Source organism: Winogradskya consettensis (assembly GCF_018332715.1).
Taxonomy (GTDB): domain Bacteria; phylum Actinomycetota; class Actinomycetes; order Mycobacteriales; family Micromonosporaceae; genus Actinoplanes; species Actinoplanes consettensis.
This window is the reverse complement of record NZ_BOQP01000001.1, coordinates 246,948-258,142: the sequence shown is the minus strand read 5'-3', so window position 1 is coordinate 258,142 and position 11,195 is coordinate 246,948. Positions and strand designations below refer to the sequence as shown.

The following is an 11,195-nucleotide window of genomic DNA, read 5'->3' as shown; positions in this document are numbered from 1 at the left end:
CTTAATTGCGCACAACCCAACCTGGTTGTTGAGCGTGTGCTCAAACCCACTCTTGAGCGGTTGCTCAAACGGGGTTAGCCTCTACCTCGTATTGAGCGGTCGCTCAAGACGTGTGGGACCGGGTCCGCCGCAATCTGCCGCAGGGCCCTCGAAGCGGGGAGAGCCGATGACTGAAACACCTGCACCGAGGCGCATCGGACGCGCCAACTGGTTCCTGGCCGGGCTCATCGTTGTGTTCGGCTTGGTGGCCTTCTTCGCCACCGTCGACGCCGGGCGCGCGGACAGTGCTCTGCTGTTCGTGGTGCTGCCGGTCGTGCTGGCCGTGGCGCTTGCGCTCGCGCCGGGTCGCACCCCGCACCGGCGGGTCTTCGCGGCGACGACGATCGCGCTGCTGCTGGCCGCCGTCGCGCTGCACGAGGGCGCTATCTGTGTGCTGCTCGCCGCTCCCCTGGTCTACGGGGTCGTGCACGGAGTCACCGCGCTGATCAATCTGGCGGCGAAGGGCGGCGGGCGCGCTCTGGCCGTACTCCCCCTGCCGTTGCTGTTGATCGGTGGGGTTGAAGGGGTCGACCAGGACCTGCGGATCCGGCCGGACCAGACCGCCTCGGTGACGCGGGTCGTGGACCTCACGCCGGCGCAGGTGCACGACAAGCTCGCCGCCGGGCCCCAGCCGGTCGGGCTGGACCAGCTGTCGCTCGCGCTGCTGGGCGCGCCGACACCGCAGCACGTGACCGGCACCGGCCTCGACCCGGGCGACCGCTGGGAATTCGGATACCACGACACCAACCACGGTGCGGGCGGGGCGATCACCACGTCGGTGCGCGCGGCGAGCGCCACGTCGATCGACTTCTCGGTGGACTCCGACACCTCCATCACGTCGCGCTGGCTGCGCTGGCGTGACGCGTCGATCAGCTGGCACGACGCGGGGAACGGGCGCACGGCGGTGACGGTCCGGCTGGCGTACCAGCGGCGTCTCGACCCGTCCTGGTACTTCGGGCCGATCCAGGACCGGCTCATGCACGCCGGCGGCGCCCACCTGCTCGACATGCTGGACCTGCGATGATTGTGGCCCGCTATCTGTGTCTGGGCGTTCCGGTCATCGCGGTTCTGGGTTGCCGCTTTCTGGACCGTTCCGTCGCAGGGCCGTTCCTGGCGTTTGTCGCTGCGGCGATCGGCATCGCGGGGCTGGACGCGGCGACCGGCTTCTACCGGTTCGCGGACGTGGACGGGTCGTTTCAGGGGATGCCGGTCGACCTGTGGATCGGGTGGGCGGTGCTGTGGGGGCCACTGCCAGTGATGCTGCGGCGGGTGCTGCCACTGCCTGTGATGCTCGGGTTGTTGCTGTGGGTGGACCTCGTTGCCATGCCGGCGCTCGATCCGCTTGTGCGGCTCGGGCCGTCGTGGGTGTGGGGCGAGGTTCTCGGGTTGCTCGTGGTGGCGCTGCCCGCTCAGTTGCTCGGGCGGTGGACCGCTGATCGGCGGCGGCTCGGTGGGCGGGCGATGCTGCAGGTCACGGTGTTCGCGGGGCTGACGTTGTGGCTGGTGCCGACGGTCGCTTTCACGCTGGGCGACGGGAGTTGGGGGCGGCTCACGGGGATGCCTCCGGTGTGGCTGTTCGGGGTCGCGCAGGTGGCGTTGGTGATCGCGATACCGGCGCTTGCAGCGGTTCGGGAGTTCGTCACGGCCGGTGGGGGGACGCCGTTTCCGTGGGATCCGCCGGTGCGGTTGGTGACGTCGGGACCGTACGCATATCTGGCCAATCCGATGCAGGTCAGCGCGACCATGCTGCTGCTCCTGATCGCTGCTGTCACGGGGAGCGTGACCCTCGCGGTGGGGGCGGGGCTTGCGGCGCTCTTCTCGGTGTTCGTGGCCGGGCCGCACGAGACCAACGACATGCGCACGCGGCATGCGGGTAATTGGGTGCAATACCGGCTGCACGTACGGGATTGGCGGCCTCGGGTGCGGCCGTATGTGCCGGGGACCACGGAGGCGCGGCTCTGGCTGGACGACGATTGCGGGCCTTGCTCGGCGGTGGCGGGATTTCTGCGGCGGCGGACGCCTGTTTCGCTTGTCCTGCTGCCGGCTTCCGGGATCACCCGGGCGCGGTATGAGGAGTCGTTGTCGGGGGTGGCCGCGGTTGCTGCCGGGCTGGAGCGGGTGAATCTGGGGTGGGCTTATGCGGGGTGGTTTCTGCGCCTTCCCGTCATCGGCTGGCTCGCCCAGGTCGTCGTCGACGCGCTGATCGCCCCACCACACCTCGCGGGAACCGATCTGGCTGACACTTAGGACACGATGCACGGATTTCCCGAACTGCTGCTGCTCGGCGAACTCTTCGCCGAGGTGAAGGCCGCATGCGGAGGTGCGTGACCCGGACGATGCCTGTTACTGAGGCCGTGTGGGACCGCTCCCTGAGCCGCAGACCCTTGTTGCTCATCCGCATCGGCTCCGACCCGGCGTTGATGACAAGGATCAACTCTCATGACCGCGCGTTCTACGGCGCAGCACGAAAATGATTCCGAGACCGCTCAACTCAACGGATATCGGCGAGCGCTGGCGGCGGGAACCTCTGGCCGGATTGAAGGCGCAAGGCGACCAGTGCATACGTGACTCACGCCTAGACGTCGTGACTCCAGTGCGTTCATCACGTGGGAACCACAGATAGTATCATCAGCGATACCATCTTTGATGATACGAAGATGATGACTGCCCTGGTCAAAGGGGTGCGTGACCGCGTTCATCGGTCGGCAACTCGAAATCGAAACCCTCAACGCGCTACTGACGCGGGTTCGGGCGGCGACCAACGATCCGAAGCCCGGACAATGCCTGTTGATGCGCGGGCGCCGTCGCATTGGCAAGTCCAGCCTCGTGGAGGCGTTCGTGCACCTGGCCGGAGTTCCTTCCGTGTTCTACAGCGCGGCGCCCTCTTCGATCGAGCTTCAGGACTTCACCCAGGCAGTCGCCAGCTCCACCCTTCCCGATCGCGCCGTGTTCGAGGATGCTCAACCAGGCAACTGGAGTGCTGCGTTCCGCCAGCTCGCAGGCATTCTGCCGGATGATCAGCCGAGTGTCGTGGTCATGGATGAAGTGCCGTATCTGGTTGACCAGGTCGACGCTTTCGAAGGCGTGCTCCAACGCGCCTGGGACCGAGAGCTGTGCCGCAAGCCGGTGTTCCTGATCCTCATCGGCTCCGACCTGTCGATGATGGAGGCTTTGAACTCGTACGGACGGCCCTTCCACCAGCGCGGCCGGGAGATGATCCTGGGTGCGCTCAATTCGGCCGAAGTGGGCCAGATGCTCGACCTGCCCGCAGCCGAGGCATTCGATGCCGCTCTGATCACCGGCGGTCTCCCTCAACTCTGTGCCGAGTGGACACCAGGAGCTGGCCTGTGGGACTTCCTGTCCATGGAACTGGCGAACCCCGTGTCCCCCTCCTGGTTTCCGCTGAGCGTTCGATGGCCGCAGAGTTCCCAACATCAGCTCAGGCCCGAACAGTGTTCACTGCGATCGGTAGCGGCGAGCGGACGTTCACAAACATCGCCAAGGCAAGCGGCATTACACACACTGCCCTGACCCGGGCAACTGAGGTATTGATTCGCAAACGCATGGTCGCGGCGGACCTCCCCATCGCCACCAGGGCGTCGAAGGAACGCCGCTACCGGCTGACGGATCCCTATCTGCGCTTTTGGCTGGCGTTTCTCCACCCGCACCTGGCAGAGATCGAACGCCTGCGCGGCGACCTCGTCCTTGAACGCATCAAGGCCAGCTGGACCTCCTGGCGAGGTCGCACCATCGAGCCCTTGCTTCGCGACTCGCTCGCCCGGCTTCTGCCAAGCGCCGGCTTGCCGTCAGCCCCGGCGGTCGGTAGTTACTGGACCCGATCCAACAGCATCGAGATCGACATCGTCGGCGCAGACCAGGAACCGGTGGCAAAGGAGTTGTTGTTTCTCGGGTCGATCAAGTGGCTGGAGCGATCTCCGTTCGACAACCACGATCTGCTTGCGCTGCAGCGTCATCGGGGGATGCTGACGGATGAGCCGGTGCCGTTGTGCGCGATCAGCCGCAGCGGTTTCGACACCGCCGGGCTGGATGCTTCTTTCGGGCCGCAGGAGTTGCTCGACGCGTGGCGGCCTCGGCCGATGTGACCGGGTCAGACGGCTCGTAGCGTGGTGATGGAGAGTCGGGTCCGGGCCTGGGCGGCATCCGGGTGGTCCAGGTCGGTGAGGATTTCCAGGGCTTGGCGCCAGGCCTTTGTCGCGGAGCGGTGGTCGGCTCGGGACTGGTGGGTGTCGCCCAGGTGGAGCAGGGTGTCGGCCTCGTTGTAACGGTCGCCGAGGGAACGGCACAAGTCTATGGCCTGGTGGTAGCAGGCGACGGCTTCGTCGTGGCGGCCGAGGTGGTGGTTGGCGTAGCCGAGGCTCTGCCAGGTGCCTGCTTCGCCTCGTTCGTTGCCGAGGCTCTGGTGCAGGGTGATGGCCTGGCGGCAGAGGTCGAGGGCTCGGTGGTGTTCGCCGAGGAGGGCGTGGTACCAGCCGACGGCGTTGAGGGCTCGGGCCTGGCCTGTGCGGTTGCCTTCGGTTTCGAGGAGGGTGAGGGCGCGGCGGGCGTGGTCCAGTGCGGCGTGGTGGCGCGATTCGCGGGCTTCGGCTCGGGCGATCTCCAGGTGGGCGCGGGCCTGGCCGGTGCGGTCGCCCAGGGATTCGCAGGCGTCGCGGGCCGCGCGGAGGTGGGTGCGGGCCCGGTCGTGGCGGTCCAGGTGGGTGTAGGCGAAGCCCAGGTCGTAGTGGGCCTGTGCCTCGGCCGGTAGGTTGCCTGCGCGGCGGGCGGCGTCCAGGGCGAGTTCCTGCACTGCGGCCAGGTCGGTCCAGGAGCCGGCGCGGTCCAGGTATTCGGTGACGAGAAAGGCCAGCTGCCACACGTACGGATAGAGGCTTTCCTCATGGGCCTGGGTGATGGCGGCGATGAGGACGGCCTGTTCTGTCGCGTAGAAATGCAGTGCCCGATCCTGGCTGATCGGCTCCGCGGCGGCCGGTATCTCGGTCCATTTCCTGTACGGGTACAGCGATCCGGCCGCCTGCTGGGCGGTCTGCAGATAATGGTCGAGCAGGCGGGTCAGCGCCGGGCCGTTGCCGGTTTCCCGAGCGAGTTCCTGGGCGTACGCGCGGAGCAGGTCATGGAACGTGTACCGCCCCGGGATCGTCTCCGTGATCAGGTGTGCCCGATCGAGTTCGGCCAGCAGCGGTGTCGCCGTCCGCTCCGGGAGGCCGGCGAGCGCCGCCGCAGCCGTGCCGGAGATGTCGGCTGCCGTCGGGACGCCCAGCAGCCGGAACAGGCGGGCCGCCGGTGGGCTCAGCGCTCGGCAGGACCACGAGAACACCGCCCGCGGGTCGGTGGCCGGGTCACCGTCGCCGAGCCCGTCGAGGCGCCGGCCGGCCTCCTCGAGCTGCGTGGCGAGGGCGGCGAGGCGGAAACCGGGGTGCAGGGCGGCCCGGGTGGCGACCACGGCGAGGGCCAGGGGCAGCCGCGCGCAGAGTTCCACGGTGACGGCCACGGCTTCGGGTTCCGCGCGCAGCCGGGCCGGGCCGAGCCGGGCGGCGAGCAGCTCGTACGCCTCCGGCCGGTCGAGCACGTCCAGCGGCACCGGCACGGCACCGTCCGCCGCGACCAGCCCCGGCATCCTGTCCCGGCTCGTGACCACCGTGACGCAGCCGGCCGCACCCGGCAGCAAGGGCCGGACCTGCTCGGCGGAGCGGGCGTTGTCGAGCACCAGCAGCATCCGGCGGCCGGCCGTGAGCGAGCGGTAGAGGGCAGCCCGGGCGTCGGACCCGGCCGGGATGCGCGTGCCGGGGACGCCGAGCGCGTCCAGCAGATCCCGCAGCGCCACCTCGGGTTTCACCAGCACACCGGCCGGGTCGAAGCCGCGCAGGTTGAGGTAGAGCTGGCCGTCGGGGAAGCGGCCCGTGGCTCGGTGCGCCCAGGTGAGCGCGAGGGTGGTCTTGCCGACGCCGGCCGACCCGGAGATGAGCACCGTGCACGCGGTGCCGCTCGCGGTCGTCACGTCGTCCAGCAGCGTCAACTCCCGGCGACGGCCGGCGAAGTGGGGGCGGGCCGCCGGTAGCTGCCGGGGGACGGTTGCCGGGGGACGGGCGGATTCGTGGCGCAGGATCCGCTCGTACGCGGCCGTCACCTCGTCGTCGGGGTCGGTGCCGAGCTCGTCGGCGAGGCGTTCGCGCAGCCGGGCGTAGACCTCCAGGGCCGCGGGGCGGCGGCCGGTGCCGGCGAGCGCGATCATCAGGCGGGCGTGCGCGGGGCCGTCCCACGGCTCGGCGGCCACCAGCTCCCGCAGCGCCGGGATCACCTCGCCGTGCCGCCCGGCCCGCGCTGCGGCGTCGGCCCAGGCCGTTACGGACGCGGCGTGCTCGTGACGGATGGCTGCGGCGCCCGGCAACGCGTGCAGGGCGGGCACGTCGGCTAGCAGGGCACCGCGCCACAGCACCGCGGCTTCGGCGTACGTTTCACAGGCTTGATCCGGCTCGTCCTCGGCCCCGGCAGCGGCGATCAGTGACCGCCAGGCGACCAGGTCCAGATCGGACTCGCCCGCGTCGAGCCGGTAGCCGCCGGGCACGGAGACGAGCACGCCCCCGACAGCCAGCGTTCGGCGCAGCCGGCTGACGTGGACCTGCAGGGAGTTCGCTGCGGCGACCGGCGGTGTGCCGTCCCACAGCACGTCGATGATCTCGTCACGGCCGACCGAGCGGCCCGGCGTCAGCGCGAGCAGGCCGAGCAGGGCGCGCTGCTTCTCGGAACCCAGCTCCGCGGTGACCCGCAGCGGTCCCAGGATCCGCAGCCATGGAGCTCGCTCCCCCGCCACACCCACCCCGCTCCGGCACCCGCGGCCGCCACCCCTCGACCTCCAACATATCGTTGCAGGTCAATGGCTGCGACCGCGGGTGCACCCCCGGAACAGATATCAGCAGTGGTAGGCCACGATCTTCCAGTAGAGACGCTTACGGCCCGCTTGCACGTGCTGCAAGCGGGCCGGGGGTGAGCGCGGTCGGGTTCCTGGCGTGGGGTGGTTGACCGATGACCGGCCGTCGACAATAGTAAGGCGCGTGCCTAAGTATCACGATGAGCTGGTAGCCGTCTTCCGCGCCCTTGCGGATCCGACGCGGCTGGCCGTCGTGGAGCGGCTGGCGAAGTCTCCTGCCGTCGTGTCCGAGCTCGCGGCGCCGTTCTCGATGGCGTTGCCGTCGCTCATGCAGCACCTGCGTGTCCTCGAGAACGCGGGGCTGGTCACGTCGCAGAAGCACGGGCGGGTCCGCACCGTGAGCCTGCGACCGGGTGCTCTCGACGTTCTGCACCTGTGGCTCGGTGAGCAGCGGACCCCCGCGGAGCGCCAAGCCGACCGGCTCGGCATACACCTGACCCGTACCAGCCCTGAGGGAACCTGACATGACCCGTGTTCGCATCGACCTGTTCGCCTCGCTCGACGGATACACCTCGGCCGGGGAGGACCCGGACAATCCGATGGGTGCGGACTGGGGGCGCCTCACGACCGCTTACGCCGCGACCCGGACGTTTCACGAGCGCGTCCTCGGCGACACCAGCGGCGCCGGCACGACCGGCGTCGACGACTCGTACGCCGCTGCGCATTTCGAGGGTGTCGGCGCTGAGATCATGGGCGCGGGCATGTTCGGGTTGCACACGTTCCCCGGCGACCCGGACTGGAAGGGCTGGTGGGGCGATCAGCCGCCGTTCGGCACGCCGGTCTACGTCCTGACACACACCGCACCGCGTCCGCCGATCCCGATGCCCGGCGGAACGACCTTCCACTTCCGCAGCACCGCGATCGAGGACGTGCTCGCCGAGGCGACCGCGGCCGCCGGCGGCCGGGACGTACGCGTCGGTGGTGGGGTCAGCACCGCGCGTGCCTTCCTGCGCGCCGGGCTGGTCGATCACCTGCACCTCGTGATCGCCCCGATCGTGCTCGGCCGGGGCACCCGGTTGTGGGACGACCTGCGCGGCCTCGACCTCACCCACAAAGTGACGACGGAAGTGGCCGAGAGCGGCACGATCCACGTCACCTTCACGCGATAGGACGCACCGATGACGATCGAACGACGACTCGCCCGCGCCGACTTCACGCTGACCCGCGACTACCCCGTCGCGGTCGAACGGGTCTGGGACTCGTTCGCCGAGGAGAAGCAGAAACTGGCCTGGTGGGGTGGCGGCGACGCCGTCACGCCCAGCGAATGGGCTTTCGACTTCCGGGTCGGTGGACGCGACGTCGCCGAGGGGCAGTTCCACGACGGTCCGATCTCACGGTACGAGGCCAGGTACACCGACATCGTCGAGCACAACCGCATCGTCACGACGTACGACATGTGGCTCGACGGGATCCACATGTCCACGTCGGTGGCGTCGCTCGAGTTCGAGCCGCTCGTCGAGGGAACCCGGTTCACCCACGTCGAGCACGGCGTCTTCTTCGACCAGTTCTGGGCCGACGGGGCGAACCGCGAGACAGGCACCCGGGGTCTGCTCGACGCTCTGGGCAAATACCTCGCCTGACGCGCCTGAGCAGCGAGAACGAAGAAGGACGCCGTCAGCGCGACGGCGTCCTTCGTTCGTAGCTGAACGGTGGAACGGTCAGCGGGGGACGACCCGCTCGATGGCCCATTCGCGCCAGCCGTCGAGTTTGTCGGAGGCGATCTGGAGTTGGTCGGCTACCGGGCCGGGGCCGGTGGAGCCGGGGGTGGTGCGGCCGGCGAGGGCGCTGCGGACCGAGAGGACCTGGCGGACCGTGGGGTCGAGGTGTTCGCTGACGGTTTTGAGGTCCTCGTCGGAGACGTCTTCGAGTTCGCATTCGCGGGCGGCGCAGAGGGCTACCAGGCTGCCGGTGATCTCGTGGGCGTCGCGGAAGGGGATGCCCTTGCGGACCAGCCAGTCGGCGACCTCGGTGGCCAGGGAGAAGCCGACGGGGGCGGCGGCTGCGAGCTTGTCCACCCGTACGGTCATGGTGGAGATCATGCCGGCCAGAGCCGGCAGCAGGAGTTGGAGCGTGTCCACCGCGTCGAAGACCGGTTCTTTGTCCTCCTGCATGTCGCGGTCGTAGGTGAGCGGCAGGCCCTTGAGCATCGTGAGGACCGCTACCAGACCGCCGATCAGGCGTCCTGCCTTGCCGCGGGCGAGTTCGGCGATGTCCGCGTTCTTCTTCTGCGGCATGATCGACGAGCCCGTGGCGAAGGCGTCGTCGAGGATGACCCAGCCGAATTCGGTGGAGGTCCAGAGGACGACCTCTTCACCCAGACGGGAGAGGTGTACGCCGAGCAGGCTCGTGATGAACAGGAACTCGGCCACGAAGTCGCGGTCCGAGACGCCGTCCATGGAGTTCTGGACCGGGGCCTTGAAGCCGAGTTCCTTGGCGACCGCGGCCGGGTCCAGGGGCAGCGACGACCCGGCGAGCGCGCCCGAGCCCAGCGGGGAGATGGCCGCGCGTTCGTCCCAGTCGCGGAGGCGTTCCAGGTCGCGCAGCAGGGGCTGGACGTGGGCGAGCAGCCAGTGGCCGAAGCTGACCGGCTGGGCGTGCTGGACGTGGGTGAGGCCGGGGGCGGGGGTGTCGATGTGGCGGCCCGCCTGTTCCATCAGGGCGTCGGCCAGCTCGACCACCGCGGAGGCCACGAAACGGGCGTGCTCACGCAGGTAGAGGCGCAGGTCGGTGGCGACCTGGTCGTTGCGGGAGCGGCCGGCGCGCAGCTTGCCGCCCAGCGAGCCGAGGCGTTCCAGCAGGCCCCGCTCGAGGGCCGTGTGGACGTCCTCGTCCTCGATCGTGGGGCGGAAGTCACCCGCCGCGCACGCCGACTCGAGGTCGTCGAGGGCGGCCAGCATCCTGCCCAGCTCGTCAGCGTCCAGCAGGCCGGCGCCGGCGAGGACGCGGGCATGGGCCCGGGAGGCGGCGATGTCGTACGGGGCCAGGCGCCAGTCGAAGTGCACACTGACGCTGAGCCGCGCCAGAGCATCGGCCGGTCCGCCGGCGAAACGGCCACCCCACAGCCTGGTCGGACCTTCGGTCTCCGGCACTGCTCACTCCTTAGATCGGTTCAATTCTCGCAAGGATAGGGTCACCCCTATGACGCTCGACCTGCATGATGATGTTGTCTCATTGACCCGCGCGCTCTGCGACATCCCCTCGGTCTCCGGTGACGAGGCCACGATCGCCGACGCCGTCGAGGCCTCGCTGCGCAAGCTGGGACACCTCGAGGTGCTGCGCGACGGCGATGCCGTGGTCGCGCGTACCAGCCTGGGCCGGGACAAGCGGATCGTGCTCGCCGGGCATCTCGACACCGTGCCGATCAAGGACAATCTGCCCACCTGGTTCAGCGGCGAGGGCGACGCCCAGCTCCTGCACGGCCGCGGGACCTGCGACATGAAGGCCGGCCTCGCCACCCAGCTCAAGATCGCCGCGACGCTGCCCGAGCCCCGGCACGATCTCACCTTCGTCTTCTACGACAACGAGGAGGTCGCGTCGGTGAAGAACGGGCTCGGCCGGCTCGTGCGCAACCACCCCGAATGGCTGGGCGGGGACTTCGCCATTCTCGGGGAACCGTCGAACGCCGGTATCGAGGGTGGGTGCCAGGGAACGATGCGGGTGCGGATCACCCTTGCGGGTAAGGCCGCGCACACCGCCCGGGCCTGGCGCGGGGTCAACGCGATCCACGCCGCCGCTGATGTGCTCGCCATCCTCAACCGGTATGAGCCGCGACGTCCTGTTGTCGACGGGCTCGAGTATCACGAGGGGCTCAACGCCGTGAACATCCAGGGTGGTGTGGCCGGGAACGTGGTGCCTGATTCGTGCATCATCGACATCAATCATCGGTTCGCGCCGGATCGCAGTGTTGACGAGGCGTACGCGTACCTGCAGGAAGTCTTCGCGGGGTATGAGCTTGAGATTCGGGACAAGGCGCCGGGTGCTCGGCCCGGGTTGGATCAGGCTGCTGCTGCGGAGTTCCTGGCTGTCGTGGGTCGGGAGCCGGTCGCGAAGTTCGGGTGGACTGATGTCGCCCGGTTCGCGGAACTCGGCATCCCGGCCGTCAACTACGCCCCCGGCGATCCGCTGCTCGCCCACACCGACGAGGAGTACGTCCCCGTCGCCGAGATCCGCGAGTGTGAGCGAGTGCTGGCCGCCTGGCTGAAGTAGCTGC

General features: G+C 69.2%; 10 protein-coding genes. 8 read left to right on the top strand and 2 right to left on the bottom strand.

The window, feature by feature from the left end; genetic code table 11:
- The first annotated feature begins 166 nt into the window (after positions 1–166).
- The 4 genes from Aco04nite_RS01285 to Aco04nite_RS48570 all read left to right on the top strand — a co-directional run bounded on the left by Aco04nite_RS01285 (position 167) and on the right by Aco04nite_RS48570 (position 4,142).
- A complete protein-coding gene (locus Aco04nite_RS01285) occupies positions 167–1,063 on the top strand; it encodes a hypothetical protein (RefSeq protein ID WP_212995332.1) in 897 nt (298 codons plus the stop codon).
- Positions 1,060–2,286: a methyltransferase gene (locus Aco04nite_RS01280; RefSeq protein WP_212995331.1), complete on the top strand. Its 1,227-nt coding sequence runs from the start codon at positions 1,060–1,062 to the stop codon at positions 2,284–2,286. The genes Aco04nite_RS01285 and Aco04nite_RS01280 overlap by 4 nt, the downstream gene beginning before the upstream one ends.
- Positions 2,287–2,724: 438 nt before the next feature.
- The gene (locus Aco04nite_RS48575) at positions 2,725–3,570 is read left to right on the top strand and encodes an AAA family ATPase (RefSeq protein ID WP_244875654.1); all 846 of its coding nucleotides are present in this window, start codon (positions 2,725–2,727) and stop codon (positions 3,568–3,570) included.
- A complete protein-coding gene (locus tag Aco04nite_RS48570; RefSeq protein ID WP_244875653.1) occupies positions 3,492–4,142 on the top strand; it encodes a DUF234 domain-containing protein in 651 nt (216 codons plus the stop codon). The genes Aco04nite_RS48575 and Aco04nite_RS48570 overlap by 79 nt, the downstream gene beginning before the upstream one ends.
- Before the next feature lie 5 nt (positions 4,143–4,147).
- Here Aco04nite_RS48570 and Aco04nite_RS01270 read toward each other — a convergent pair whose 3' ends face one another.
- Positions 4,148–6,868: an AfsR/SARP family transcriptional regulator gene (locus Aco04nite_RS01270; RefSeq protein ID WP_212995330.1), complete on the bottom strand. Its 2,721-nt coding sequence runs from the start codon at positions 6,866–6,868 to the stop codon at positions 4,148–4,150.
- A 241-nt stretch (positions 6,869–7,109) separates the two neighbouring features.
- On the opposite strand from Aco04nite_RS01270, the gene Aco04nite_RS01265 reads away from it, so the two are divergent.
- The 3 genes from Aco04nite_RS01265 to Aco04nite_RS01255 are packed head-to-tail and all read left to right on the top strand — an operon-like array spanning position 7,110 to position 8,565.
- A complete protein-coding gene (locus Aco04nite_RS01265; protein WP_203837998.1) occupies positions 7,110–7,448 on the top strand; it encodes an ArsR/SmtB family transcription factor in 339 nt (112 codons plus the stop codon).
- 1 nt (position 7,449) lies between these two features.
- Positions 7,450–8,094: a dihydrofolate reductase family protein gene (locus Aco04nite_RS01260; protein WP_212995329.1), complete on the top strand. Its 645-nt coding sequence runs from the start codon at positions 7,450–7,452 to the stop codon at positions 8,092–8,094.
- A 9-nt stretch (positions 8,095–8,103) separates the two neighbouring features.
- Positions 8,104–8,565: an SRPBCC domain-containing protein gene (locus tag Aco04nite_RS01255; RefSeq protein WP_212995328.1), complete on the top strand. Its 462-nt coding sequence runs from the start codon at positions 8,104–8,106 to the stop codon at positions 8,563–8,565.
- Positions 8,566–8,643: 78 nt separating this feature from the next.
- Here Aco04nite_RS01255 and argH read toward each other — a convergent pair whose 3' ends face one another.
- Positions 8,644–10,074: an argininosuccinate lyase gene (gene argH, locus Aco04nite_RS01250; protein WP_212995327.1), complete on the bottom strand. Its 1,431-nt coding sequence runs from the start codon at positions 10,072–10,074 to the stop codon at positions 8,644–8,646.
- 49 nt (positions 10,075–10,123) lie between these two features.
- Here argH and dapE point away from each other — a divergent pair, with 49 nt between their 5' ends.
- Complete coding sequence (gene dapE / locus Aco04nite_RS01245; RefSeq protein WP_212995326.1) at positions 10,124–11,191, top strand: succinyl-diaminopimelate desuccinylase; 1,068 nt, start codon at positions 10,124–10,126, stop codon at positions 11,189–11,191.
- Positions 11,192–11,195 lie beyond the last annotated feature (4 nt).

Excerpts from the sequence above, each read along its gene's own strand:
- Aco04nite_RS01285 (WP_212995332.1), top strand. The coding sequence starts at position 167 with ATGACTGAAACACCTGCACCGAGGCGCATCGGACGCGCCAACTGGTTC.
- Aco04nite_RS01280 (WP_212995331.1), top strand. The coding sequence starts at position 1,060 with ATGATTGTGGCCCGCTATCTGTGTCTGGGCGTTCCGGTCATCGCGGTT.
- Aco04nite_RS01260 (WP_212995329.1), top strand. The coding sequence starts at position 7,450 with ATGACCCGTGTTCGCATCGACCTGTTCGCCTCGCTCGACGGATACACC.
- Aco04nite_RS01255 (WP_212995328.1), top strand. The coding sequence starts at position 8,104 with ATGACGATCGAACGACGACTCGCCCGCGCCGACTTCACGCTGACCCGC.
- dapE (WP_212995326.1), top strand. The coding sequence starts at position 10,124 with ATGACGCTCGACCTGCATGATGATGTTGTCTCATTGACCCGCGCGCTC.